The organism is Polynucleobacter sp. (assembly GCF_030693775.1).
Taxonomy (GTDB): Bacteria; Pseudomonadota; Gammaproteobacteria; order Burkholderiales; family Burkholderiaceae; genus Polynucleobacter.
This window is the reverse complement of the sequence record NZ_JAUXZY010000003.1, coordinates 175,473-201,694: the sequence shown is the minus strand read 5'-3', so window position 1 is coordinate 201,694 and position 26,222 is coordinate 175,473. Positions and strand designations below refer to the sequence as shown.

Below are 26,222 nucleotides of genomic sequence, written 5' to 3'. Positions count from 1 at the left end.
AAATCAGATTAGCTCGATTTGATAGGGCCTGCCAATCCGCTCCCACTCTGCAGCCTCTTTGCGGAGGCTGAATTCAGTCAGTGGGTGATTTTCTAACCAACTCCGTTTAATACTGACGGTGAAACCGGCGCCTGACTCACTGATGCTCACCTCGGGCAATTGGGCATCGCTTCGACCACGGCAAAGCAATTGAGCGAGACGTAAGGCAAACAGCATGCGCCAATCTAAGAATTGGGTATTGCTAGCCAGCTTACCGAGTTTGCCGGTGTGACCTACGAGCAAGGTAGCTAGGCGAAGTTGATCATTTTTTGAAAAGCCAGGCATATCGGCATTCGCTGCAATGTAGGCTGAATGCTTGTGATAGCTGTTGTGGGAAATCGATAAGCCGATTTCGTGAAGATTGGCGGCCCACTCAATTAATACTAAGTTATTCACTCTGGCTTCTTTATCAAGGACAGGCAACTGCGATAAAAAATTAGTTGCTAAATTACCCACCCGCTTAGCTTGCTGCCGATCAATGGAATATCGGTCCATGAACTGCTCCACCGTGACAAAACGCATATCGTGGTGTTGTGATCGGCCTAACAGATCATAGAGAACGCCAACCCGGAGGGCTGCATCGGTTACCTCCATTAGCTCAATACCTAACTCCTCAAACACCGCCAGCATAATTGCCAAGCCACCCGGCCATACGATGCGGCGGTCATCCTTGAGCCCAGGCACCGAAATCTGACTGGTGTGCTCAAAGCGCAATAAATCCTGCTTCATCGCCTTCAAGGCAGCTTTGGTAATAAAACCTTTGGGAGCATTGCCATACCCCATTTGAGCAATGATGTCGGCTAAAGCGCGCGCAGTGCCAGACGACCCAATGGCCTGTTTCCAGCCTTGCTTTACAAACGGTTCCGCTATGACTTGGATTTCACGGCGGGCGGTGAGCTCGGCCTCTTTGAACGCGTGAGCATCAATCTCCCCTTTAGGGAAAAAACGCATGCTATGGGAAACGCAGCCGATATAGAGGCTCTCCATCAACTTGGGCTTGTACCCTTCACCGATGATGAGTTCGGTTGAGCCACCACCAATATCAACAACCAGTCGATTGCCCTGGACTGGGGATACCTCATGGGCGGCCCCAATATAAATCAGACGAGCCTCCTCTACTCCTGCAATGACCTCAATCGGGAAACCCAAGGCTTTTTCAGCGTCTTTGATGAAATCCGCTGAATTACGTGCAACCCGCAAGGTATTGGTTGCTACCGCCCGCACCTGGGCCAAATCAAAGCCCCTTAAACGCTCGCCAAAGCGTCCAATGGCCGATATGCCCCGCTCATAAGCTTCGTGACCCAACAGCTTCTTATCCGTGAGGCCGGCCGCTAGCCGAACGGACTCCCTAAGGGTATCAATCGGCCGAAGCTGGGTCCCCGAAGGCGTATTGACCACCTGCGCAATCAGCATGCGAAAGCTGTTCGAGCCTAGGTCAACGGCAGCAACATAGCCATCAGTCGGGGTTGTCACGGTCTTTTCTTTCAAATGGATCGGCTTTAACAGGGGAATACCACAGATACTAAAGGCTTATTGTATGCAATCCAAATGACACATTACTGAAATATAAAGGTGGCATAACATAGGCTATTCATGACAAAAATGGCCATTCCCCTTCTGAATCGAGAAATCGGTATTTTGGAATTCAATTCCCGAGTACTGGCTCAGGCTGAGGATCCCGCCAACCCCCTCTTAGAGCGTTTACGCTTTTTGGGAATCGTGTCAAGCAATCTAGATGAATTCTTTGAGGTGCGTGTTGCTGGACTCAAGGAGCAATTGCAAATCGACCCCAAGAAAACCGAAGCCGATGGCCTCAGTATTGCCGAGACATACGACAAAGTAACAGAATATGCCCACACATTAGTTGCGCGGCAATATGCAGTATTTAATAACACCATACAACCGCAACTAGAAGACGCTGGCATTCAATTTATTTTCGCCAAAGACTGGACGCCAGAGCAAGAAAAGTGGGCACACGGCATCTTTCGCACTGAATTGCTACCGCTACTGACTCCGATTGCACTGGATCCAGCGCATCCATTTCCAAAGGTAGCCAATAAGAGCTTAAATTTTATTGTTTCCTTAGACGGAAAAGATGCGTTTGGTAGGCGGGCTCGCCTAGCCGTTGTCCAAGCACCGCGAGCTCTGCCGCGCGTCATTCATATGCCAAAACATCTGGCCAAATCCGATTACGGCTTTGTGCTCCTCTCCTCGTTTGTACAAAAGTTTGTGGGTAGCCTCTTTCCAGGTTTAAGTATTCTTGAGTGCCACCCATTTCGTGTTACTCGTAATTCGGAATTGTTTGTATCCGATGATGAAGTAACTGATCTGCGTAAGGCTCTGCAAGGTGAATTACCAACCCGCCACCTAGGCGATGCGGTACGCCTAGAAACATCGGTCGAGACACCCCATGCCCTGGTGGAGCGGCTGCGCAAGGAGAACGGCCTTGAGCCACAAGATTGCTACCGGATAGATGGTCCAGTAAATTTAATGCGTTTATCACAGGTGCCTGATCTGGTCGATAAGCCCGAACTCAAATTTGCCCTATACCGCCCCAAATCCTCATTCGGCTTGACCAAGCCAGGTCAGCAAGATTCGACTGATCCGGACGATTCCATCATTGAGAAAATTCGCCAAGGTGATATCTTATTGCACCACCCTTATGAGAGCTTTGAGCCTGTATTACAGTTATTGCGCGAAGCCTCCAATGATCCGGATGTATTGGCCATTAAGCAAACCGTTTACCGAACGGGTGATGATTCCCCGGTAATGGACGCACTCATTCAAGCAGCGCGCAATGGTAAAGAAGTAACGGTTGTACTGGAGCTCTTTGCGCGATTTGATGAGCAAACCAATATCAACTGGGCCGCTAAATTAGAGAGCGTTGGCGCCCATGTGGTGTATGGCGTCGTTGGTCATAAATGCCATGCCAAAATGCTACTAGTAGTTCGGCGCGAGAAAATAGCCGGCAAGAAAAATAAGTCGCAACTGGTTCGGTATGTACATTTGGGAACTGGAAACTACCATCCAAAAACAGCCAAACTCTATACCGATTTTGGTCTCATGACCTGCGATGAATCCATTACCAATGATGTGCACCTTGTGTTTCAGCAGCTCACTGGTACAGCCTTACACCTGGAAACCCGCGAGCTATGGGAATCGCCCTTTACCCTACTAGATGAGCTGATTGCGCATATTCGTGCCGAAGCAAAAGCAGCCAAAGCAGGAAAAAAAGCCCTCATCATCGCCAAAATGAATGCCTTGCTTGAGCCAACCATCATTACAGAACTCTATAAGGCATCCCAAGCAGGCGTGAAGATCCAGCTGATTGTGCGCGGTGTTTGCGCCCTACAACCTGGGGTCAAGGGCCTATCGGACAACATAAGCGTGCGCTCCATTATTGGCCGCTTCTTAGAGCACCACCGCATCTACTATTTTTATGCAGCCGGTAAAGAGTCCGTGCATCTCTCAAGCGCCGACTGGATGGATCGCAATCTACTTAGACGGGTTGAAGTGGCATTTCCGGTCAAAGATCGGGCGCTAAAAAAACGGGTTATCTTGGAAGGTCTAAAGTTGCTACTTAAAGATAATGCCACCGCATGGAAAATGAATTCCGATGGCAGCTATCAACAAGTAAAACCCCGGGCAAATCAGGCTCCAGTCATTGCGCAGTTAGAACTGATTAAACAATTCGCTCCGAAGGGAAAAGCAAGGTAAATTGACTGCCGGATCCGGGCACACTCTCAATCAAGAGCTGAGCTTGATGCCGACTAGCAATGTGCTTGACGATCGCTAGACCCAGTCCAGTACCACCCGTATCGCGCGAGCGACTGCGATCAACCCGGTAAAAGCGCTCAGTTAAACGTGGTAAATGCTCAGCACTAATGCCGGGGCCGGTATCCCGAACCGAAAATACACCCTGCCCATTGGAATTAACGCCCCACTGCACCATAATCTCTCCGCCGTCGGGTGTATAGCGAATGGCATTTGAAATCAAATTACCAAAGGCCGACATTAATTCATGCTCGTTACCCATGAGCAATTGGGTTGACTCTGCATCGAAGCGGATTTGATGGGCGCCCTGCGATAAGGCCTCGGCATCATTTCTTAATAATGGAAATGCAGAATCAGCTACATTCACCGAGTCCTGCAAGACAGGCAAGGAATTCGCCTCTAGATTGGCTAAGGTGAGCAAATCCTCAACCAAGCTTTTCATGCGGCGACCTTGGGCCATCATGAGCTCGAGATACTCTGCTTTTTGGGCTGGCGTCAAATCAATTGTCTGGACGGTTTCTAAAAAACCCATCATCACAGTCAGTGGCGTGCGCATTTCGTGAGAGACGTTTGCCACGAAGTCACGGCGCATCGCCTCCGCTTTATATAAGTCAGTCACGTCTTGAGCTAACAGTAAACGCCTGTTATCCGCAAACGGGAACGCCTGAATTCGAAGGCTAAGATTGGAGCCAGGACCCATTTTTTCAATCACCAAAGGCTCTTCAAACTTACGAGCGCTCAAGTATTGAATAAAGTCGGGATTACGGAACAGATAATTAATGCGCTGCAACGCATCGCGCTTGAAGTTCAGCCCAAAAAAACGTTCGGCAATGGCGTTACACCACTCAATTTGATCTTGACTATCAAGCATCACGATGCCATTGGGTGAGGCCTGAAAGGCCTCAATAAACCGTTGGTGCTGACGCTCGACTTCAAAAATGCGCTGCTTGATCGCCTTGACATAGCGTTGCAAACGAAAAAAGAGGTCCTCCAAGAAGCCGCTAGCCGCAGGCAGACTCTCCAATTCATCGGCTTGAACATATTTCTTGAGAGTCGATAACTTGAGGTAGAAATACCCCAGCGGAATAGCTAAAACAGTAAGCGCAATGCCAAGTGCAACCCAATGACCCCATGCCGACAGAGTCAGCGAATACAAGGCAAAGGAACACGCTAAGAGTACAAAAAGGCGGGCAATGGCAGCAAACATAGCGTTATCTTAGAGCATACCCAGTAGCGCACAGCAAAGCATTGCCAGTGCGCCGTTAAAGCTATGTATTTACTGGGCTCTTCGTAATTCGGTAACCGCTACCGCGGACCGTCTCGACGAAATGATCGCAGGCAAAAGGGGCTAAAGCAGCACGTAAGCGCTTAATGTGTACGTCGACCGTACGCTCTTCGATGTACACCTCATTACCCCACACATTGTCTAAAAGATGGGTACGAGAATGCACCCGTTCGGGGTTAGCCATCAAAAACTGCATTAAACGAAACTCAGTAGGCCCCAAAGCAAGGGCCTTGCTGTTGTTATCTGAAATACGAATCGTTAAACGGTGGGCTACTGGATCCAGTTGCATTGGGCCCAATATCAAGAGTTTCTCTTCCACAACCTCAAGCACATGGCGCCGCAATAAAGCCTTCACGCGCGCCACAAGCTCCTTTGGCGAAAATGGCTTAGTCACATAATCATCCGCACCGGCATCAAGACCTAATACTTTGTCTGCCTCTTCGCCTTTAGCAGTCAACATCAGAATCGGAATGGATTGCGTTGCGGGATTGGACTTAAGCTCACGCGCAAACTGAACGCCGGATTTGCCGGGCATCATCCAATCTAAGATAACTAAGTCGGGCTTGGCATTGCGTAACAGCAATAGGGCTTCATCCGCCTGCAAGGCGCGCGATACAGCATACCCAGCATAGGTTAAATTGATTGAGATGAGCTCGGCAATCGAGGGCTCATCTTCAACAACCAGAATATGCTGAGGCATAGATCTTATTTATGAGCTTCGCGAATTAAATCGTCTTGCGGCACATGCCGTACATCGGCGCCCTTCACAATGTAGATCACAAACTCTGCAATGTTCTTGGCGTGATCACCAATGCGCTCAATGGCTTTCGCAATAAAGAGCAGATCTAGACCAGTCGAAATCATCTTGGGATCTTCGGCCATATACGTAATCAACTTACGCACAAAGCCACGGAACTCTTCATCAATTTGCTTGTCGTCCTGCACTACTTTTACAGCAGCTACTGCATCAAGACGAGCAAAGCAATCTAAGCTCTGGCGGAGCAAATCAATTGCCATCTGACCAGACAATTTAATCTCCGCAGCATTAATCTTAAAGTTTCCGGCTTCGTTAATAATGCGGCGAGTTCTTTTGGCTACGCGCTCAGCTTCATCCCCTGCTCTTTCTAAATTGGTAATGGCTTTGGATATTGCCATTACCAAACGCAAGTCGCGCGCTGTCGGTTGACGCCGTGCAATCAGCTCAACGCAAGCCGAGTCAATTTCAACCTCAAGTGAATTAACAGTCTTTTCCCGCTCAACAACTTGATTGCATAAGTCCAAATTCATTTCTGAGAAAGCACGCATAGCAATGTCGATTTGCTGCTCTACCACACCTCCCATTTGTAATAATTTGGCGCATAAGGAGTTAAGGTCCTCGTCAAATTGCGATGATAAGTGTTTATCTTGCATATGATCTCCTGATTAGCCGAAACGGCCTGTAATGTAGTCTTCGGTTTCTTTGCGTTTAGGCTTAATAAAAATTTCATCGGTCTTGCCGTATTCCATTAGCTCACCCAAATACATGTATGCCGTGAAGTCGGATACGCGAGCGGCCTGTTGCATATTGTGCGTCACGATAGCGATGGTGTAATCTTTTTTGAGCTCGTTAATCAACTCTTCGATCTTTGCCGTTGAAATCGGATCGAGCGCTGAGGTTGGTTCATCAAGCAAGAGCACTGATGGCTTAACAGCCACGCTGCGAGCAATACACAAGCGCTGCTGCTGACCGCCGGATAAGGACAAACCGCTTTGATTAAGTTTGTCTTTGGCTTCATTCCATAGTGCCGCCTTACTGAGCGCCCACTCTACTCGCTCATCCATCTCTGCTTTAGACAGACGTTCATATAGGCGCACACCAAAGGCAATGTTTTCATAAATCGACATTGGAAACGGAGTTGGTTTCTGAAAAACCATGCCAATCCGTGAGCGCAATAAATTCACATCGCTGCCTTGTGCAAGAATATTCTCGCCATAGAAGCTAATTTGACCTTCGGCACGTTGACCTGGATAGAGGTCATACATCCGATTTAATGTGCGCAATAGAGTGGACTTACCGCAGCCTGATGGACCGATGAATGCAGTTACTTTCTTCTCGATAATGTCGAGATTAATGTCCTTTAAGCCCTGAAAGCTGCCATAAAAGAAATTAAGATCCCGAATTTCAAGGGCAGTGACTGAAGCCGCCGCATCGGTACGCTCCGCCACCGCTGCACTCGCCTCTGCCGAACCCGCATGCATTACCGTTCTCATCATGGTCATACTTTTACCTTTTCACGAAACACTACTCGAGCCAATATATTGAGTCCTAATACAGCAAATGTAATCAATAGCGCACCGCCCCATGCTAAGTTGATCCAATTGTCATACGGGCTCATTGCAAACTGGAAGATCACCACTGGCAAATTCGCCATGGGTGCATTCATATTGGTGGAGAAGAATTGGTTATTCAGCGCCGTAAACAAGAGCGGCGCAGTTTCACCGCTCACGCGAGCCAACGCCAATAAGATGCCGGTGATAACACCGCTCTTGGCAGCTGTAAGGGTAATGCTCAGTGCTACCTTCCACTTTGGGGCCCCTAAGGCATATGCAGCCTCCCGGAGGGTCAAAGGCACTAAACGCAGCATATTTTCAGTCGTGCGAACCACGACTGGAATGGCAATTAAAGAAAGGGCAATCGTACCTGCCCATCCTGAGAAGTGCTTTACTTGGTAGACCACAATGGCATACACAAACAAACCCACTACGATGGATGGCGCAGACAGCATGATGTCGGTCACAAAGCGGGTCACCTCGGCAAAACGGCTCTTGTTACCATATTCTGAAAGGTAAATACCTGCCAAAATACCAATCGGGGTGCTAATAAAGGTACAAGCACCTACGATCATCAGGCTACCAACAATGGGATTAGCCAATCCACCGCCTTCTGTTCCGGGGGCCGGCGTACTCTGCAGAAATAAGGAGGGACTAATTGCTGCAAAGCCCTTATAGAGCAGTACCGATAAAATCCAAAACAAAAATACCATGCCGATGCTCATTGCGATCAGCGATAAGGTCAAGCCAATGGCATTAACGCGCTTCCGTTTATTAAACAGAGCTTGATCCATGCCCTTCGTAATGGCTGAATCTGTTTTAAATTGGGCGTTACTCATTAGGTCTTCGCTCCTTGATTCGCTTCCATGCGCATCAACATGATTTTGGCCAGCGACAGCACAATAAAGGTGATCGCAAAAAGTGCTAATCCCAAAAGAAATAAGGAGGAATAATGGGCGCCGATCTCTGCCTCACCAAACTCATTAGCTAGGGTAGAGGCAATTGAGTTACCTGGAGCAAAGAGCGAGGCCTTGAGTTTATGGGCATTACCGATCACAAAAGTGACTGCCATAGTTTCGCCCAGAGCGCGGCCTAAGCCCAGCATAATGCCGCCAATCACACCTGTTTTGGTATAGGGCAAGACCACGTTGCGCACCACCTCCCAAGTGGTGCAACCGATGCCATAAGCAGACTCTTTTAATACAGGAGGAACGATCTCAAATACATCTCGCATCACCGAAGCAATAAAGGGCAAAATCATCATTGCCAAAATCAAGCCGGCACAAAGAACACCAATACCATTGAACGCGCCGGAGAATAGGATTCCTAAGCCTGGTATCTGACCCAGGGTAGCCGCTAAAGCAGGCTGAATATAATCGGCAAATAAAGGGGCAAAAATAAACAGGCCAAACATGCCATAAATGATCGACGGGACGGCAGCTAGAATTTCGATGGCAGTTCCGAGCGCACGGCGCAGGCTCTTAGGGCAAATTTCAGTCAAAAACACAGCGATACCAAAACTGAGCGGCACTGCTATGAGAAGCGCAATAACCGAAGTGATTACTGTTCCGTAAATAGCAATCGCTCCACCGAACTCCCCGTTAATAATGTCCCACTCAACGGTGGTAAAAAATCCGAAACCAAATTTTTGAAATGCAGGATAGGCGTTGACAACGAGGGAAGCAATAATGCCGAGTAAGGCCAACAAGACCGATAACGCAAAAAATTGCGTTATCAAATAAAAGAGTTTGTCGAGCACACGCTGGCGCCTAGCAATGCCGATTGCTTGTGTACTAACGAGGCCAGATGAAACTAAATTTTTCATAAATCGGCTACCTTAATTGAACTGCTTGCGATACACCGCCAAAAACTACTTGGACTTAACAAACAATTACCCCACCGAAGCGGGGTAATTGGTCATAAAAACATAATCTTACTTGTTTTGAATCTGAGTCCAAACGTTCTTACGAATGTACTCGATGGTTGACGCTGGCATTGGTACATAGTCCAAATCAATCGCCATCTTGCCGCCTTCTTTGAAGGCAAAGTCAAAGAACTTGATCACCTCAGCAGAAGATGCCTTATTGGCTGGCTGCTTGTACATCAGGATGAAAGAAGCACCGGTGATTGGGAAGGACTTGGCGCCAGGCGCGTCGGTGATGAACGTACCCATTCCTGGAATCTTAGACCAATCTGTTCCAGCTGCAGCGGCTGCGAAAGTGGTGTCATCAGCAGATACAAATTGACCATCTTTATTTTTCAACTGAACGGTAGTCATGTTATTTTTCTTCGCATAAGCGTACTCAACATAGCCGATCGAATTTTTCACACGAGAAACGTTTGCAGCAACGCCTTCATTGCCTTTGCCGCCAACGGAAGAAGCCGCAGGCCATTTAACCGCCGCACCAGCACCAACCGCACTCTTCCACTCGCCACTTACTTTTGCCAAGTAGTCGGTGAAAATCGCCGTTGTGCCCGAGCCGTCCGCACGGTGAACAACAGTGATTTCACCCGCTGGAATATTCAGGCCTGGGTTCAGTAGTGCAATGCGCTTGTCATTCCAATTGGTAATCGTGCCCTGGAAAATATCAGCCAAGACGACGCCGTCTAATTTGAGCTGATTTGGCTTAAGGCCTTGAACGTTGACGATCGGAACAACGCCGCCAATAATGGCTGGAAACTGAACCATGCCGTCTTTTTCGAGATCTTCAAACTTGACTGGGTTATCGGACGCACCAAAATCCACCGTCTTGGCTTTGATCTGCTTAATACCACCTGAAGAGCCGATTGATTGGTAATTCATGCCATTGCCAGTGCGGGCTTTGTAGGCTTCAGCCCACTTAGCGTAGATTGGGAATGGGAATGTTGCGCCGGCACCAGTAATATCGGCCGCCATGGCGATTGGAGCAAAGCTCGCTGCTGAAATCGAAAGGGTAGCTACAGTTAGCGCCTTTTTCAGTGTCAATTTCATTTATATGTCCTTAAAGGTTACATCGCACGATGCGATAGGTGAACATTAAAGGGACAATATGACGGCTCTGTGACACTTGGTTTTTTAGTAAAAAAACCATATGAAACAATGATTTACATTTAGTATTTATGAAGTGGGTATTGCCGCGACTATGGTTTTAGCGTAGCTGTTTGCCTGCTCAAGCTCCTTTGCCTCCACCATGACGCGCAGAACGGGCTCGGTACCCGAAGCCCGAATCAATACCCGGCCGGCAGTGCCGAGCTGGGTAGTAATGGCATTAACCACCTCTACTACCTTGGGATCGGCCTGCCAATCGAAGCCTGGGGCCACTTTAACGTTCAGCAAGACCTGCGGAAAGACATTCACGCCATTGAGTAGCTCGGCCAAGGATTTACCTTGTTTGCGCATCGCCGCCAATACTTGTAAAGCGGCAACTGTGCCATCCCCAGTGGAATGTTGATCTAGGCATAGCAAGTGACCGGAACCCTCGCCGCCCAATGTCCACTGGTGTTTTTTAAGGAGCTCTAATACGTATCGATCGCCCACATTGGCACGCTCAAATTGCAGGCCCAGGGCTTTAATCGCATGCTCGATAGCAGCATTGGTCATTAAGGTGCCTACCACCCCGCCCAATTTCATTCCTCGATCTACCCGGTCTTTCGCCAGCACGTACAAGAGCTCATCACCATTAAAAAGGCGACCCGTGCTATCGACCATTTGCAAGCGATCGGCATCGCCATCCAGGGCAATGCCCAAATCAGCCTGATGTTCTTTCACTTTGGCAACGAGTGCTGCTGGCGCAGTTGCGCCGCAACCATCGTTGATATTGCGCCCATTGGGCTCAACCCCGATGGAAATCACTTCTGCACCCAGCTCATGAAATACATTGGGGGCAGATTGATAGGCGGCGCCATTAGCGCAATCCACGACCAACTTTAAACCACGAAGATTCAGGACTGCAGGAAAGGTCGACTTACAAAACTCAATGTAACGCCCAGTGGCATCATCAAGACGAAATGCCTTACCTAAATACTTCGAGCTGACGCAGCCCAAGGGTTGATCGAGTGCAGCCTCAATCGCCAACTCCGATGCGTCGGATAACTTATCACCCTCGGGTGAGAAAAACTTAATGCCGTTATCTTGGTATGGATTGTGCGATGCCGAGATTACCACTCCAGCAGAGAGTCGCAATGCTTTTGTCAGGTACGCTACACCGGGTGTGGGCATCGGACCGCAAAGCATGACATCAACTCCGGCCGCAGAAAAACCGGCCTCCAGGGCAGCCTCTAGTAAGTAGCCTGATACGCGCGTGTCTTTACCAATTAAAACGGTGCAGCGCTCGCCTGCAGGAGCGGCTTGCTTTAAAACGCTACCAGCAGCGTATCCCAGGCGCAAGATGAAATCCGGAATGATCGGGGCCTTACCCACCTCACCCCGAATACCGTCAGTGCCGAAGTACTTTTTTTTCTTGGCTGTCATATGCATTGATTATAAAACTTGCAAGCAAGGGGATGTATGCTTTTGCTCATCATCCTGATGCTTGGGCTGCAGCCCAGAGGTTTAAAGCGTCGATGGTCTCAGGAACGTCATGCACGCGTACGATGCTGGCGCCCCGCTCTGCCGCCAACACGGCGGCAGCCACACTTGGTATCAGTCGATCGCCAACCTCTCGCCCGGTAATTTTGCCGAGCATCGACTTTCGGGAAATGCCTGCTAACACGGGATGGCCGTTGTGGGTGAACTGCCTAAACTCCTGCAGCATGGCGAGGTTGTGGTCTAAGCTCTTACCAAAACCAAATCCGGGGTCAATTGCAATTCGGTCTACAGCAATGCCCTGCTTCATTAAGGTTTGGATGCGCTCCATCAAAAAGGCATTTACCTCGCTGACTACATTCACATAGTTTGGATTAAGTTGCATGGTGATGGGGTCACACTGCATATGCATTAAGACAATGCCGCAATTGTGTGCTAGCGTAGCATCCAGCACCACTTGTTCTACGCCCGTTTGGCGTAATGCCCAAATGTCATTCACGCAATCTACGCCGGCCAGCAAAGCCTGCCGCATGGTTTCTGCTTTGTAGGTATCAATCGATAAAGCAAGGCCGCAGTCTTTGAGCGCTTCGATGATTGGTAGGACCCGATCCAACTCTTCTTGCAGTGGCACTGGAATTGCACCAGGCTTGGTTGATTCACCGCCAATATCAATCAGATCAACGCCTGCAGCAATCATTGATTCGGCTTGACGTAGGGCATCGTCTTTGGCATGAAAGCGCCCGCCATCCGAAAATGAATCCGGCGTGGCGTTGAGTATCCCCATTACTAAGGGCCGCTCGCGCTTGGCTTGCCTTTGCCCTAGTTCAAAAAGAAAACGCCCGCAACGCCATGTTGCGGGCTGTTTTGACGACTGCATTGCGCTAATCTACAGCGCTATTTACGCAGCGGCGGGCGCACTACCCGCAGTTGGACCGGTCGAACCACCTGCTGAATTACCAAACGCAGTTGCTTGCGTTGGCTTAGGCGCCCGTGGGGGACGACCATCCATGATGTCGTTGATTTGCTCGGCATCAATCGTTTCCCACTCCATCAGAGCAGTGACCATTGCCTCGACCTTATCTTTGTGGTTTTCAAGAATGGATTTAGCTAGTGCATATTGGCTGTCAATCAAACTCCGAATTTCCGCATCGACTTTTTGCTGCGTTAACTCGGATACCGACTTCGAGCTATTCGGGCCAAACATGCCCTGCTGCTCGGTATCGACATACACCATCGTGCCTAAGCTATCGCTCATGCCGTAGCGAGTGACCATATCGCGCGCCATCTTGGTTGCACGTTCAAAGTCGTTCGATGCACCCGTACTCATGGAATTCAAAAACACCTCTTCGGCTGCACGGCCACCAAACAAAATGGCCAGCTCCTCGAGCATGCGGTCTTTATATAAATTCACTCGGTCGAACTCGGGCAACTGCCAGGTCACGCCGAGAGCCATGCCACGCGGCATGATCGTTACTTTATGAACAGGGTCTGCCTTTGGCAACACCTTGGCAACCACGGCATGGCCAGCCTCGTGGTAAGCCGTATTGCGACGCTCTTCTTCACGCATCACAGCGGACTTGCGCTCTGGACCCATGTAGATCTTGTCTTTGGCATCCTCAAAGTCTTGCATATCAACTGAGCGCTTGTTGCGGCGCGCAGCAAAGAGTGCAGACTCATTCACTAAGTTCGCTAAATCGGCACCAGAGAAGCCTGGAGTACCACGTGCCAACACAGCTGCATTGACGTCGGGGCTGATGGGCACCTTACGCATATGCACTTGCAGAATCTGCTCGCGACCACGGATGTCAGGCAAGCCAACGTGCACTTGACGGTCAAAACGACCTGGGCGCAGTAAAGCGCGATCCAAGACATCAGAACGGTTGGTTGCTGCAACGACAATAACGCCGCTGTTGCTTTCAAAACCGTCCATCTCAACCAGCATTTGGTTTAAGGTCTGCTCGCGCTCATCATTACCGCCGCCCATACCAGCGCCGCGATGGCGACCGACCGCATCAATCTCATCAATGAAAATGATGCACGGGGCATTTTTCTTGGCGTTCTCAAACATGTCGCGCACACGGGACGCGCCAACACCCACAAACATCTCAACGAAGTCAGAGCCTGAGATCGAGAAGAACGGTACTTTGGCTTCGCCCGCAATCGCACGCGCCAATAAGGTCTTACCAGTGCCGGGAGGGCCCACCAATAAAACACCATGGGGAATATGACCGCCCAGCTTTTGGAATTTTTGTGGATCCTTGAGGAAGTCAACAATCTCAAATACTTCTTCTTTGGCTTCATCGCAGCCAGCAACGTCACCAAAGGTCACGGTATTGCTGTTCTCATCAACGAGGCGAGCTTTGGATTTGCCAAAGGAGAATGCACCACCTTTGCCGCCACCTTGCATCTGCCGCATCATAAAAAACCAAAAACCAATAATCAATAAAGTAGGTCCAAGGTAATACAGAGCCGACATCAATAAATTGGGTTCGTCTTCTGCTTTACCTGTGACTTGAACGCCGGCCTTCATCAGATCGCCGACCATCCAGATGTCCCCCGGGGAAATCAGGGAGTACTTGTTTCCATCGACTGGGGTCACTTGCAAGGTGCGGCCTTGCACGTCCACGCGGCGCACTTTGCCATCCCGCGCGTCATCCATAAATTGGGAGTACGTCACTCGCTCTGGCGTGTTTGGCTTATCGAACTGTTTAAACACAGTAAAAAGGACGAGGCCGACAATGAACCAGACGCCGATTTTTTGGAACATATTGTTGTTCAAATACCCACCTTTGCCGGATTAATCCGGGAGTTCTTCCATTACTAAACCAGTCAAAAAGACGGTTTCCTTATGTAAATGATTCTACTACCTCCGTAATTCAAGGGTTTAGCCTATTTTTATTCGCTAAAACCTCTTAAATATAGGGGTTATTTCCTATTTTGGGGCTGTTTTGGGGGGTTTCAAGTGGCGACCCAGCAAAAAGGTCTCTGAGGAGCGATCCCGAGAAGCTTTGGGTTTTCGGGCTGAAACCGTCTTAAACACCTTTTTAAAGGTCTCCACAATTTGACTGTAGCCACTGCCATGGAAGCATTTAATCAATAGAGCGCCGTCGGGCTGCAGGTGGTCCTTCGCAAAATCCAAGGCCAATTCAGCGAGGGTTGCCATGCGCGCTGCATCGGCAATGCCGACGCCCGATAGATTGGGCGCCATATCCGATAAAACTAAATCCACTTTGCCATTACAACTCGGGGGCAATAAGGACTCCAGCGCACGTAAGCCCTCTTCCTCCCGAAAGTCGCCCTCAATAAAACTAACATCCGCTATTGCTTCCATCGGCAACATATCAATCGCAACAATCACGCCATCCGGCTTGCCGGATTCAATCTTCGGGTTGTGTTTACCCAATTCGGTAAGGCGATTACGTACGTACTGGGACCAGCTGCCTGGCGCGCTACCCAAATCGACCACCACCATTCCCGCTTTAATTAAATGGTCCTGCTCATCGATTTCGCTGAGCTTATAGGCGGCCCGTGCACGATAGCCCTCTTTTTGCGCCATCTTGACGTAGGGATCCATCAGGTGGTCCTGCAACCAGCTTTTATTGAATTTATTCTTTGCCACGTAATCCCAATCAGTTAATTCCAGCACCACAGTACAGGGCTGAGCGCTCTACTTTACCTGCTTATTCTGGTCTGATAAACAGCAATGCTCTATGATCGAGGCATGACTGCACTTACCATCTCCCCTGCCCAGCGCAAAGCGCTTAAAGCCAAAGCCCACGACCTTAGCCCGGTTGTGATGATTGGTAACGATGGATTGACCCCCGGCGTGGTCAACGAAGCTGAAATTGCAATCAATAGCCATAACTTAATTAAAGTCCGTGTCTTTGGTGATGATCGTGAAAACCGCATTGCCATTTACGAAGCGCTGTGCGACAAGCTAAATGCCGCGCCAGTGCAGCACATTGGCAAATTACTGGTTCTCTGGCGCCCAGAACCCCTCATTAAGGAAGCCAATGCGCCCTATGCGCGAGGCGGCAATAAAACCAAAAAATCAATACAGGCACCACGATCACCGAACCGCCCTGTTACTCGGGGCGCTACCAGCACATCGGAGCGCTCTGCCCGGCGTACTGCTGCTGCCAAACCCTTCGGCAAACCCGTGGGCACCAAGGCAGAAGCGCCTGCGCGCAAAGCGGCATCCAAGAGCGCCTCTGCGCGTCCCACTCGCGCCAATGCTGCAGAGTCAAAGATTGGTTGGTCATCGCCTGGATACAAGCGCGCAGCAGCGCCAACCGGCCCGGTCAAACGCCGCAAAGTGCGTCAAGCCAGCACCAAGAAAAAATCCCTGGGTTAATTCCGGTCTAGTGGATTAAGGGTTGGCCGCTTGGCGAGTTAAACGCCACACCATCCAGAGGCCTAAAAGGCTCTGAACTAAAAACAGCCCACTGGAAATACCATGCAAGCGTCCAAATAGGCTTGCAGACGGCGATGCCATGACTGGTACACCTAAGAGTAGCGCCTCTTGGCGTAATGCGTCCATGTATGGAATCAAGCCGAAACACGTGATTAGCGAAGAGAGCAATAAGACGAAGGTGATCCAGCGAATACTGCGGTAGTGCTCGACCTCGCGCCTTACCAGCAGGTTAGCGAGTACAAGGAGACTTAGGCAAACCAGCACACTGAGATAGGCTTCCACTTGAAAGATGGCGGCTGCAATCATGCCGGCAACTTGGCGATCTTGTAAGTTAGCGAAGATGGTGGGGACCACCAAATAGCCTACCGCAAACAGGCTGCCGACCCAAACCCCACAGATGAGTAAAAAGAGGCGCTGGGCTGCGGCATAGCGAGGAGCTCCAGCGGTGTTCATGCTTTAGATGTAACGCACCGCCAAAATCTCCACTTCGCGATTACCTGCTGGGGCCTGAACTGCCACCACGTCGCCCTCTTCTTTACCAATCAGCGCGCGTGCAATCGGCGAGCTAATTGAAATTTTATTGAGCTCAATATCTGCCTCATCGTCGCCGACAATTTGATATGTGAATTTCGTGCCGTCTTCCAAGTCTTCGAGATCTACGGTCGCACCAAACACCACACGGCCCTCAACCTCCAAGGTGGCAGGATCAATAATTTGAGCGGCAGACAATGTAGTCTCAAGCTCCTTGATTCGACCCTCAATAAACCCTTGCTTTTCTTTTGCGGCATCGTACTCGGCGTTCTCGGATAAATCACCTTGTGCACGCGCCTCAGAAATGGCATTGATCACGGCAGGACGTTCGACGTGCTTAAGCCGATGCAACTCTGCCTTGAGCAGTTCAGCGCCAAATTTAGTAATTGGAATGGTGTTCATACTGCAACCTAGCTTATCTACAAATTAAAGAAGTAGTTTAAGCTAGGTTTGCGGTATTTACAGAGACTATTCGAGGCTGCGGTGCAAATTTTGCAGCGAATAGACTTCAAGTGAATCTCTAGCACCACTTTTTGACGCCATCAGGCCATCCATCACAGCCCGTGCTGCACTAATCGTGGTGTAGTAGGTCACGCCATTGGCCTGGGCACTCGTTCGAATCGAACGCGAATCCGCAATCGCTGTACGGGTCTCATCCACCGTCGTAAAGACCAGTGAAATTTCCCGGTTTTTAATCAGGTCAACGATGTGTGGACGACCATCTTTCACCTTATTGACTACGCGCACCGGTAAACCGGCAGCAGCAATCGCTGCAGCAGTACCTTTGGTTGCCACCATTGGAAAGCCGAGTTCATGCAAGAGCTGGGCAACGGCAACGGCTTTGCCTTTGTCGCTGTCCTTCACGGTCAATACCACCGTACCAGTTTTGGGAAGCTTGATGCTAGCGCCCAATTGCGACTTAAACAAAGCCTCACCGAAGGTTTTACCAACCCCCATCACCTCGCCAGTGGAGCGCATCTCAGGTCCCAAGATGGGATCGATACCAGGGAATTTATTAAACGGAAAAACCGCTTCCTTGACCGAGAAATACGGCGGAATGACTTCGCGTGTAATGCCTTGTTTGGCTAAGGTCTGACCTACCATGCAGCGCGCTGCAATCTTGGCTAACTGCAAACCGGTCGCCTTCGATACAAACGGCACAGTCCGCGACGCACGGGGATTCACTTCCAGCACATAAATGACATCGTCGCCGTCCACATTCTGAATCGCAAACTGTACGTTCATCAGGCCAACGACATTGAGGCCTCTAGCCATGGCTGCGGTTTGACGCTTGATTTCATCAACGGTGGCTTCCGATAAGGAATATGGTGGCAATGAACATGCCGAGTCACCAGAGTGCACTCCAGCCTGCTCGATGTGCTCCATCACGCCACCAATAAATACGGTCTCGCCATCGCTAATGCAATCCACATCGCATTCAATTGCATCATTTAAGAAACGATCCAATAGTACTGGTGAGTCATGCGATACCTTCACCGCTTCGCGCATATAGCGCTCTAAGTCACGGCCATCGTGCACGATCTCCATAGCGCGACCACCCAATACATAAGATGGACGCACTACCAAGGGATAGCCAATTTCATCGGCCAGTCGCAAGGCTTCGTCTTCGGTGCGTGCAGTCCGGTTGGGTGGCTGACGCAAATCCAAGGCATGCAATAGTTTTTGGAAACGCTCGCGGTCTTCGGCCGCATCAATCATATCGGGGGATGTGCCGATGATGGGAACGCCATTGGCCTCTAAATCCAAAGCCAGTTTGAGTGGCGTTTGGCCACCGTACTGCACGATTACGCCCTTGGGCTTTTCCTTAGCAACGATTTCGAGAACATCTTCTAAGGTCAAAGGCTCAAAATACAAGCGATCCGATGTGTCGTAGTCGGTCGATACGGTCTCGGGATTGCAGTTAACCATGATGGTTTCGTAACCATCCTCACGCATCGCAAGAGCAGCATGCACGCAGCAGTAATCGAACTCAATGCCTTGACCGATGCGATTCGGTCCGCCGCCCAGAACCATGATCTTGTCGCGATTCGTTGGCTGCGATTCACATTCGCCGTGCTCTGCTTCGTAGGTGGAATACATGTACGCGGTATTCGTGGCGAACTCAGCGGCGCAGGTATCGACCCGCTTATACACTGGGAATACCTTCAGGCGGTGACGTGCAGCGCGCACCGAGGCAGCATCGACCTTCAGCAGCTTGGCTAAACGGCGATCCGAAAATCCTTTTTGCTTTAAAAAGCGCCACTCATCCGCAGATAAACCATCAATCGTATGCTGCTTGAGTGTGTTTTCAATCGAGATGAGCTCTTCAATCTGCTCTAAGAACCAAGGATCTACTTTGGTTTCTTCATAGATTTCATCGAGACCCATGCCCATACGGAATGCATCTGCCAAGTACCAAATGCGATCAGGCCCTGGCTCACCAATTTCCTGAATGATGTCTTCTAAATCGCTTGAGCGTTCATCTAGGCCGTCAACACCAACCTCAAGGCCACGTAAGGCTTTCTGAAACGACTCTTGGAAAGTGCGGCCAATGGCCATCACCTCACCTACCGATTTCATTTGCGTAGTTAAACGCGAATCCGCTTGCGGGAACTTCTCAAAGGCAAAGCGGGGAATCTTCGTCACAACATAATCAATCGATGGCTCAAACGAGGCCGGAGTAGCGCCGCCAGTAATGTCGTTGTGCAGCTCGTCTAGGGTATAGCCCACCGCCAACTTTGCCGCAACCTTCGCAATCGGAAAGCCAGTTGCTTTGGAGGCTAAGGCAGATGACCTAGAAACACGCGGGTTCATCTCAATCACGATCATGCGGCCATCGACTGGATTGATCGAGAACTGGACGTTTGAGCCGCCAGTATCCACACCAATTTCACGCAGCACTGCAATCGATGCGTTGCGCATCAATTGATACTCTTTGTCCGTCAGGGTTTGAGCAGGCGCTACCGTAATGGAGTCACCCGTATGAATGCCCATCGGATCTAAATTTTCGATCGAGCAGACGATGATGCAATTGTCGGCGTGGTCACGCACGACTTCCATCTCAAACTCTTTCCAGCCTAGCAGCGATTCTTCAATCAAGAGCTCACCGGTGGGCGAAAGCTCTAAACCGCGCTTGCAGATTTCTTCAAACTCTTCGCGGTTGTACGCAATACCGCCACCCGAGCCGCCCATCGTAAAAGATGGACGAATGACTACCGGGAAACCAGCGCTGCCAGTTTCTTTTTGAATGCGCTGTTGCACAGCAACGGCCTCATCAATCGAATGCGCAATACCGGATTTAGCTGAGCCCAACCCAATCTTGGTCATCGCATCTTTAAACTTTTGACGGTCTTCGGCTTTATCAATCGCCTCCGGAGATGCGCCAATTAATTCGCAACCGTACTTTTCTAAAATGCCATTACGGTGTAAATCCAAGGCGCAATTGAGTGCAGTTTGGCCGCCCATCGTCGGCAATATGGCGTCGGGCTTTTCCGTCGCAATGATGCGCTCGACCACTTCCCATGTAATCGGCTCAATGTAGGTGACATCGGCCATCTCAGGATCAGTCATGATGGTCGCTGGATTGCTATTGACCAAAATAACTTTGTAGCCCTCATCGCGCAGCGCTTTACATGCTTGCGCGCCCGAGTAATCAAATTCACAAGCCTGACCAATCACGATCGGGCCTGCGCCAATAATCAGAATGCTTTTAATGTCGCTCCGCTTAGGCATTATTTGCCTCCTTGTTTACTGGTTGGAGCGCCATGCATTAAGTCCATAAAGTGATCGAATAAGTAAGCGATGTCGTGGGGTCCGGGCGATGCCTCGGGATGCCCCTGAAAGCAAAAGGCAGGCTTGTCTGTCCACGCGAGGCCCTGAAGGGAGCCATCGAAAAGCGATACGTGGGTCACCCGCACATTGCTGGGCAATGTTTTGGCATCGACTGCAAATCCATGGTTCTGGGAAGTGATCGCCACCCGTCCGCTATCCAAATCTTTGACTGGGTGGTTCGCGCCGTGATGCCCGAATTTCATTTTTAGGGTCTTCGCGCCAGCAGCCAAGCCCATGATCTGATGACCCAAACAGATTCCAAAGGTCGGAACGCCCTGCTCGATGATTTCTTTTGCGGCGCTAATGGCGTAATCACACGGCCCAGGATCACCGGGTCCGTTGGAGAAAAACACCCCATCGGGTTTCATGGCCAGAACTTCTGCAGCTGTAGTTTTGGCTGGCACCACGGTTAATTCGCAACCGCGCTCGGTGAGCATGCGCAAAATATTGCGCTTGACGCCAAAGTCGTACGCCACCACTTTCTTGATGGGTTTTTTGGTATCGAGGCTACGGTAAGCGGGTTTGCCATTGGGGCCGTGTAAGTCCCACTCGGCTTCGCGCCACGGGTATGCGGTTTTGGTGCTAACCACCTGCGCTAGATCTAAGCCACTCATGCCTGGAAATGCCTTGGCTAATTCAAGGGCTCTGGCACCGAGCGCTGCAGGATCGTCGCCCATCTTGCCGGCCACAATCGCGCCCGACTGAGCGCCCTTATCCCGCAACAAACGGGTCAGCTTGCGCGTATCAATTCCGGCGATGCCAGGGATACCTGCCTTTTGCAAATACGAGTCGAGGCTTTGCTCAGAACGGAAGTTCGACACTCGGCGCGAGAGGTCCTTAATTACCAAACCGGCAGCATGAATTTGGGATGATTCGGCATCTTGCTCGTTGACGCCGACATTGCCAATGTGCGGATAGGTCAAGGTGACGATCTGGCGGCAATAGCTAGGGTCAGTAATGATTTCCTGATAACCCGTTAAGGCGGTATTGAAAACAACTTCGCCGGCAGTTTCGCCGGGGGCGCCAATGCTATAACCTGAAAAGAGAGTGCCATCGGCTAATGCCAAAACGGCTGGGGGAAAAGAAGGAAGCAAGGGTGACAAACCATCTCCAATCCCTGCTGCCATCCAACGCTCAACACCCCCAAATAGCCTACCCGGAAGTGGTTGCGGGAGGTGAGTGTTTTTAAGCGCTAGGGTAATTTATTGAGTTACGAACCCAACAATAATACCAGTTCGTAGGCCAGCTTCCTGCCAAACCAGCCGCAGCCTTACTGGGCGGTGCGGCCGCCCAGTCCCTGCTTCGATTTCCCTATGCTTTCTGCTTTTTTGGCCTCGTTTTTCCTAGGCTTTTTTGGCGCTTTCCTGAATCACCGTTTTAATGTGGGCCAGCACCGTTTGGTCTTCCATCGTACTAATGTCACCCGGGTCACGCCCTTCTGCTACCGCTTGCAAAGCGCGCCGCACAATCTTCCCAGAACGGGTCTTAGGTAAAGCCGTCACAATGTAGACGCGTGCAGGTCTTGCTACGGCGCCCAATTGCGAATCGACCGTCTTCATGAGCTCCGCCTCTAAATTAGCCACGTTCGATGCATCCTTTGGAATCGCAAAGCCAATGGCGACTTGCCCCTTCAATTTATCCTCAATGCCAACGACTGCTACCTCGGAAATATTCGCGTGGCTGGAGATGCTCTCCTCGATTTCGCGGGTACCTAAACGGTGACCGGCCACGTTGATGACATCATCAGTGCGGCCCAGAATAAAGTAATAGCCGTCTTTGTCTTTAATACCCCAGTCGAAGGTGGAATAGATCAGCTTGCCAGGTATAGTGCTCCAGTAGGTTTTGACATACCGCGCATCATCACCCCACACGGTTTGCATGCAGCCCGGAGGCAGCGGACCTTCAATCGCCACTACTCCTTTTTGATCTGGGCCCAGCTCCTCGCCAGTCGCCTCGTCCAACAACTTCATGTTGTAACCAAACACCGGTAAGCCTGGAGAGCCGAATTTATGGGGCATGACCTCGATGCCACGCTGAATCGCCAAGATAGGCCAGCCAGTTTCAGTCTGCCAGTAGTTATCCACCACCGGCTTGCCAATCGCCTCATGAATCCACGTTGCAGTTGGCTCATCCAGAGGCTCGCCGGCCAAAAATAACGTGCGCAAGCTCGATAAATCGTATTTCGTTAAGAAAGCAGGGTCTTGTTTTTTGAGCACCCGAATTGCAGTGGGCGCAGAGAACATCACCGATACCTTGTATTTCTCAACGAGGCTCCACCAAATACCGCCGTCTGGGCGTAAAGGAGTTCCCTCATACATGATGGTGGCTGTGCCATTAATCAGCGGTCCATAAATAATGAAACTGTGGCCAACGACCCAGCCAATATCGGAGGTAGTGAACATGGTTTCACCCGGCTTGCCGCAAAAGATCAGGCGCATGGCTGATGAAAGTGCTACTGCGTAGCCACCGGTATCACGCTGCACACCCTTCGGTTTGCCAGTCGTGCCGCTGGTATACAAAATATAGGAAGTATGGGTTGCATCCACCCACTCCACTGGCACCTCTGCATGGAGATGAGCCAAGCGCTCGGCGGTGTAATCGAGGTCGCGCCCATCCACCATGACAAACTCAGATAAGCCTCGGTTGACGATCAATACTTTTGCAGGCTTATAGGACGAAAGTGCAATCGCCTCATCGAGCAGCGGCTTGTAAGGCACTGCCTTGCCGCCACGCATGCCGGCTTCCGCAGTAATAATCATTTTAGGTGTGGCATCTTCAATGCGCGATGCCAAACTGTGCGATGCAAAGCCGCCAAACACCACGGAATGAATTGCACCAATGCGCGCGCACGCCAGCATTGCAAAACTGGCTTCCGCAATCATCGGCATATAAATCAATACGCGATCGCCTTTGCCAACGCCGTTCGCCTTCAAAATAGCAGCCATGCGATTGACTTCCGCATGCAGCTCCTTAAAGGTGTATGCCTTTTCAATATCGGTCTCGGTGGAAACCGCCACTAAGGCAATTTGATCGCCGCGCTGGGCTAAATGCCGATCAACTGCGTTGTAGCAAAGATTGGTTAAGCCACCCTTGAACCAGTGCGCAAATGGCGGCTTGGAGTAGTCCAGTACCGTATCAAACGGCTTTTCCCAGTGAATGTGTTTTGCTTCCTCGCCCCAAAAGGTTTGGGGATCTTGAATGGATTGGGCGTGAACGGTTTTGTAGGACATGATTTACCTAAAAAGAGTACTAAATGGATTCGCTACTACTAGTGCAGTAAGAAGTAAATTTACTCTATTGCGGGGTAACTCCGGCTTTTGCAGTAGTTGTTTTCGCAGATTTAGCGGCATCTGTCGATACGGGCTTTTGCTGACTAGGCGGCTTAGAAGCGGTTTTAACAGTCGATTTTGTCGTGCTTTGTGCCGTTTTAGGGGTTACGGCATTGGTTTTCTTGCTCGCGGTATTGGGTGCTGCTGCCTTTTTCACAGGTGCTGGCTTGACCAAATTGAGGCTAGCATTTTCGGCCAGGTGTTCGGGTACATCAGTCAATTTCGTACTTGGCTTTGGAATCAACACCGTTGATCCAGCCCTGACCCGCATGCCAACTGGAATAGCATTAACTTCCCGCAGGACGGCTACCGACACCCCCAGTCGTTTCGCTAGCTGGTCTGCCGACTCAGTTGCTGGAACGCTGACTGCAGTCCACGTTGAGAGTGGCTCAGTGTAATTTTTTAGATTTTCCTGAAAGAGTTCGGCGTGACCAAACGGCAATAAGATTTGTTGATTAGCTGCACTCAAAATAACAGGCTTGTTAAAAGAGGGATTGAGATTACGAAAATCCTCTGGCGTTATATCAGCCAACTTAATGATTACATCCACATCAATGTCACGCGTCACATCAATCGCGACAAAAAACGGGTGATTTTCCAGTTCCGGCAAGACAATGCCATAGGCCTGCGGATCCAACACGATAGCTTTGTACGCCATCAGCTTCGGAACGTATTCGCGGGTCTCTTTGGGCATCTTTAAGCTGAGGTAATCGGTTGGTAGTCCGGCCGCTTGATTGCGCTTAATTGCTTTAGCCACATTGCCTTCGCCCCAGTTGTACGCGGCTAAAGCTAACTGCCAATCGCCGAACTGCCGATGCAGGCGTTGCAGATAATCAAGCGCAGCATTGGTTGACTGCAAGACATCGCGACGCTCATCGCGAAACACGTTTTGCGTTAACTTAAAATCTTTTCCAGTTGCCGGCATAAATTGCCAAATGCCCATGGCTTTTGCGGTCGACTTAGCGACTGGATTAAAGGCGCTCTCCACAAACGGCAGCAATGCAATTTCAGTGGGCATGCCGCGTAAATTGACTTCCTCAACAATGTAGAACAAATACCGCGATGAGCGTGCCATTGAGCGGTGCACATAATCGGGTCTAGCGGCCAACCAACGCGTCTGCGTAATGACCAGTGGGCTATTGAGCTCAGGCATCGTAAATCCGTCTTGGATGCGAAGCCATAAATTATTGGATGGGGCAGTTAGGCTGCTCACAGACTGCTTACTGAGATCAACACGAGGCGCCTTGGCTGCGCGTGGGTTACGCGCGGCAGAACCATTCGCATCCGAAGACCAATCGTTACCCATCCCAGCGCAGCCGGATAAGGCCGCCACCGCGGCGATAACAAGCAGTGATCGCCAATGCAAATACCAGCGCCCTAGATCGCGTTGGCGCAGGAACACTAGAAGCGATCCTTCCAAGCCCGAATTGCCGCTAGGACATGCGCTGGACTTGGCAATGCGGCAGCGCCCGATGCATGGATTGCAGCAGCGATGACGTCGGGTTGATTAGAGCGCATAAAGGGATTCACCCGCAACTCATGCCCAATACTCGTTGGCAGGGTTGGCTGATTTGCTTGGCGTAAGGTCTGCGCCGTATTTGCCCACGCGATGAGATCGGCATTATTCGGCTCCACTGCCAAGGCAAAGCGGATGTTCGACAGCGTGTACTCATGGGTGCAATACACCGCGGTTTCTGGCGGCAAGGCCGCAAATTTAGCCAACGATTGCGACATTTGGGTGGGCGTTCCCTCAAACAAGCGGCCACAGCCCGATGCAAATAAGGTATCGCCACAAAAAAGCTTGGGCGCATTACCAGCAGCAAAGTAGGCAATATGTCCCAAGGTATGGCCAGGCACTTCCAAGACCGTAAATGCAATCGCAGGTGCAGCACATTCAACCCGATCGCCCTCCATTAGGGCTTGGGTTCGCCCTGGAATTGCCTCTGCGGCCGGACCATACACTGGAAGAGAATCAGTGGCCACATAAGCCAATAAATCCAAGATGCCGCCCGTGTGATCAGCGTGGTGGTGGGTAATCAGAATGCCGGTGAGGGTCAGTGCTTGGCTTTCTAAGTAATCCAATACCGGACCAGCGTCTCCCGGATCGACGACCAAGGCAGACTCGCCATCATGAATGCACCAGATGTAGTTGTCGTCAAAAGCCGGTATGGGCCAGACTTGCAATGCAGTTTTCGTTACCATAGG

Annotated in this window: 21 protein-coding genes; 2 read left to right on the top strand and 19 right to left on the bottom strand. The window is 50.5% G+C overall.

Annotated features, from left to right (window positions below):
• Positions 1-3: 3 nt before the first annotated feature.
• A complete protein-coding gene (gene ppx / locus Q8M75_RS02625; protein WP_305485889.1) occupies positions 4-1,512 on the bottom strand; it encodes an exopolyphosphatase in 1,509 nt (502 codons plus the stop codon).
• Positions 1,513-1,632: 120 nt separating this feature from the next.
• On the opposite strand from ppx, the gene ppk1 reads away from it, so the two are divergent.
• The gene (gene ppk1, locus Q8M75_RS02620; protein WP_305485887.1) at positions 1,633-3,756 is read left to right on the top strand and encodes a polyphosphate kinase 1; all 2,124 of its coding nucleotides are present in this window, start codon (positions 1,633-1,635) and stop codon (positions 3,754-3,756) included.
• Here ppk1 and phoR read toward each other — a convergent pair.
• From phoR to Q8M75_RS02565, 11 genes are all read right to left on the bottom strand, one after another.
• Entirely contained in the window at positions 3,722-5,020 is a 1,299-nt protein-coding gene (gene phoR, locus Q8M75_RS02615; RefSeq protein WP_305485884.1) for a phosphate regulon sensor histidine kinase PhoR, read from the bottom strand. The two genes, ppk1 and phoR, sit on opposite strands and share 35 nt — an antisense overlap.
• Positions 5,021-5,081: 61 nt before the next feature.
• Positions 5,082-5,798 (bottom strand): phosphate regulon transcriptional regulator PhoB, encoded by a 717-nt coding sequence (gene phoB / locus Q8M75_RS02610; protein ID WP_305485881.1) that lies wholly within the window; start codon positions 5,796-5,798, stop codon positions 5,082-5,084.
• 5 nt (positions 5,799-5,803) lie between these two features.
• Positions 5,804-6,508 carry a phosphate signaling complex protein PhoU gene (gene phoU / locus Q8M75_RS02605; RefSeq protein ID WP_305485878.1) on the bottom strand — a complete coding sequence of 235 codons (705 nt, stop codon included), beginning with the start codon at positions 6,506-6,508 and terminating at the stop codon, positions 5,804-5,806.
• Between the two features lie 12 nt (positions 6,509-6,520).
• Positions 6,521-7,348: a phosphate ABC transporter ATP-binding protein PstB gene (gene pstB, locus Q8M75_RS02600; RefSeq protein ID WP_305485952.1), complete on the bottom strand. Its 828-nt coding sequence runs from the start codon at positions 7,346-7,348 to the stop codon at positions 6,521-6,523.
• A gap of 5 nt (positions 7,349-7,353) precedes the next feature.
• The gene (gene pstA / locus Q8M75_RS02595; RefSeq protein ID WP_371131731.1) at positions 7,354-8,247 is read right to left on the bottom strand and encodes a phosphate ABC transporter permease PstA; all 894 of its coding nucleotides are present in this window, start codon (positions 8,245-8,247) and stop codon (positions 7,354-7,356) included.
• Positions 8,247-9,233: a phosphate ABC transporter permease subunit PstC gene (gene pstC, locus Q8M75_RS02590; RefSeq protein ID WP_305485876.1), complete on the bottom strand. Its 987-nt coding sequence runs from the start codon at positions 9,231-9,233 to the stop codon at positions 8,247-8,249. The genes pstA and pstC overlap by 1 nt, the downstream gene beginning before the upstream one ends.
• Before the next feature lie 108 nt (positions 9,234-9,341).
• Positions 9,342-10,379, bottom strand: a complete 1,038-nt coding sequence (gene pstS, locus Q8M75_RS02585; protein WP_305485874.1) for a phosphate ABC transporter substrate-binding protein PstS — start codon at positions 10,377-10,379, stop codon at positions 9,342-9,344.
• 126 nt (positions 10,380-10,505) lie between these two features.
• Positions 10,506-11,858: a phosphoglucosamine mutase gene (gene glmM, locus Q8M75_RS02580; RefSeq protein ID WP_305485872.1), complete on the bottom strand. Its 1,353-nt coding sequence runs from the start codon at positions 11,856-11,858 to the stop codon at positions 10,506-10,508.
• Between the two features lie 49 nt (positions 11,859-11,907).
• Positions 11,908-12,789 carry a dihydropteroate synthase gene (gene folP / locus Q8M75_RS02575; protein WP_305485869.1) on the bottom strand — a complete coding sequence of 294 codons (882 nt, stop codon included), beginning with the start codon at positions 12,787-12,789 and terminating at the stop codon, positions 11,908-11,910.
• Positions 12,790-12,810: 21 nt separating this feature from the next.
• Positions 12,811-14,691: an ATP-dependent zinc metalloprotease FtsH gene (ftsH, locus tag Q8M75_RS02570; protein WP_305485868.1), complete on the bottom strand. Its 1,881-nt coding sequence runs from the start codon at positions 14,689-14,691 to the stop codon at positions 12,811-12,813.
• A gap of 153 nt (positions 14,692-14,844) precedes the next feature.
• Positions 14,845-15,531, bottom strand: coding sequence for an RlmE family RNA methyltransferase (locus Q8M75_RS02565; RefSeq protein ID WP_305485867.1), 687 nt, complete (start codon positions 15,529-15,531; stop codon positions 14,845-14,847).
• A gap of 102 nt (positions 15,532-15,633) precedes the next feature.
• Between Q8M75_RS02565 and Q8M75_RS02560 the strand changes: the two genes are divergently transcribed.
• A complete protein-coding gene (locus Q8M75_RS02560; protein WP_305485866.1) occupies positions 15,634-16,266 on the top strand; it encodes a YhbY family RNA-binding protein in 633 nt (210 codons plus the stop codon).
• Positions 16,267-16,281: 15 nt separating this feature from the next.
• On the opposite strand, the gene Q8M75_RS02555 is transcribed toward Q8M75_RS02560, so the two are convergent.
• The 7 genes from Q8M75_RS02555 to gloB all read right to left on the bottom strand — a co-directional run bounded on the left by Q8M75_RS02555 (position 16,282) and on the right by gloB (position 26,219).
• On the bottom strand, positions 16,282-16,779 hold the full coding sequence (locus Q8M75_RS02555) for a DUF4149 domain-containing protein (RefSeq protein ID WP_305485865.1): 498 nt from the start codon (positions 16,777-16,779) through the stop codon (positions 16,282-16,284).
• Between the two features lie 3 nt (positions 16,780-16,782).
• Entirely contained in the window at positions 16,783-17,259 is a 477-nt protein-coding gene (gene greA, locus Q8M75_RS02550; RefSeq protein WP_305485862.1) for a transcription elongation factor GreA, read from the bottom strand.
• A 66-nt stretch (positions 17,260-17,325) separates the two neighbouring features.
• On the bottom strand, positions 17,326-20,589 hold the full coding sequence (gene carB / locus Q8M75_RS02545; protein ID WP_305485859.1) for a carbamoyl-phosphate synthase large subunit: 3,264 nt from the start codon (positions 20,587-20,589) through the stop codon (positions 17,326-17,328).
• Positions 20,589-21,782, bottom strand: coding sequence for a glutamine-hydrolyzing carbamoyl-phosphate synthase small subunit (gene carA, locus Q8M75_RS02540; protein ID WP_305485948.1), 1,194 nt, complete (start codon positions 21,780-21,782; stop codon positions 20,589-20,591). The genes carB and carA overlap by 1 nt, the downstream gene beginning before the upstream one ends.
• A gap of 249 nt (positions 21,783-22,031) precedes the next feature.
• Positions 22,032-23,918: a propionate--CoA ligase gene (locus Q8M75_RS02535; protein ID WP_305485856.1), complete on the bottom strand. Its 1,887-nt coding sequence runs from the start codon at positions 23,916-23,918 to the stop codon at positions 22,032-22,034.
• Between the two features lie 64 nt (positions 23,919-23,982).
• Positions 23,983-25,419 carry a transglycosylase SLT domain-containing protein gene (locus Q8M75_RS02530; protein ID WP_305485854.1) on the bottom strand — a complete coding sequence of 479 codons (1,437 nt, stop codon included), beginning with the start codon at positions 25,417-25,419 and terminating at the stop codon, positions 23,983-23,985.
• The gene (gene gloB, locus Q8M75_RS02525; RefSeq protein WP_305485851.1) at positions 25,419-26,219 is read right to left on the bottom strand and encodes a hydroxyacylglutathione hydrolase; all 801 of its coding nucleotides are present in this window, start codon (positions 26,217-26,219) and stop codon (positions 25,419-25,421) included. Before gloB ends, Q8M75_RS02530 begins: the two co-directional genes overlap by 1 nt.
• Between the last annotated feature and the right edge of the window lie 3 nt (positions 26,220-26,222).

Excerpts from the sequence above, each read along its gene's own strand:
- Q8M75_RS02535 (WP_305485856.1), bottom strand. The coding sequence starts at position 23,918 with ATGTCCTACAAAACCGTTCACGCCCAATCCATTCAAGATCCCCAAACC.
- greA (WP_305485862.1), bottom strand. The coding sequence starts at position 17,259 with ATGAACACCATTCCAATTACTAAATTTGGCGCTGAACTGCTCAAGGCA.
- phoB (WP_305485881.1), bottom strand. The coding sequence starts at position 5,798 with ATGCCTCAGCATATTCTGGTTGTTGAAGATGAGCCCTCGATTGCCGAG.
- pstB (WP_305485952.1), bottom strand. The coding sequence starts at position 7,348 with ATGAGAACGGTAATGCATGCGGGTTCGGCAGAGGCGAGTGCAGCGGTG.
- phoU (WP_305485878.1), bottom strand. The coding sequence starts at position 6,508 with ATGCAAGATAAACACTTATCATCGCAATTTGACGAGGACCTTAACTCC.
- carB (WP_305485859.1), bottom strand. The coding sequence starts at position 20,589 with ATGCCTAAGCGGAGCGACATTAAAAGCATTCTGATTATTGGCGCAGGC.
- Q8M75_RS02560 (WP_305485866.1), top strand. The coding sequence starts at position 15,634 with ATGACTGCACTTACCATCTCCCCTGCCCAGCGCAAAGCGCTTAAAGCC.
- glmM (WP_305485872.1), bottom strand. The coding sequence starts at position 11,858 with ATGACAGCCAAGAAAAAAAAGTACTTCGGCACTGACGGTATTCGGGGT.
- pstA (WP_371131731.1), bottom strand. The coding sequence starts at position 8,247 with ATGAGTAACGCCCAATTTAAAACAGATTCAGCCATTACGAAGGGCATG.
- folP (WP_305485869.1), bottom strand. The coding sequence starts at position 12,789 with ATGCAGTCGTCAAAACAGCCCGCAACATGGCGTTGCGGGCGTTTTCTT.
- ppk1 (WP_305485887.1), top strand. The coding sequence starts at position 1,633 with ATGACAAAAATGGCCATTCCCCTTCTGAATCGAGAAATCGGTATTTTG.
- gloB (WP_305485851.1), bottom strand. The coding sequence starts at position 26,219 with ATGGTAACGAAAACTGCATTGCAAGTCTGGCCCATACCGGCTTTTGAC.
- pstC (WP_305485876.1), bottom strand. The coding sequence starts at position 9,233 with ATGAAAAATTTAGTTTCATCTGGCCTCGTTAGTACACAAGCAATCGGC.
- phoR (WP_305485884.1), bottom strand. The coding sequence starts at position 5,020 with ATGTTTGCTGCCATTGCCCGCCTTTTTGTACTCTTAGCGTGTTCCTTT.
- pstS (WP_305485874.1), bottom strand. The coding sequence starts at position 10,379 with ATGAAATTGACACTGAAAAAGGCGCTAACTGTAGCTACCCTTTCGATT.
- Q8M75_RS02555 (WP_305485865.1), bottom strand. The coding sequence starts at position 16,779 with ATGAACACCGCTGGAGCTCCTCGCTATGCCGCAGCCCAGCGCCTCTTT.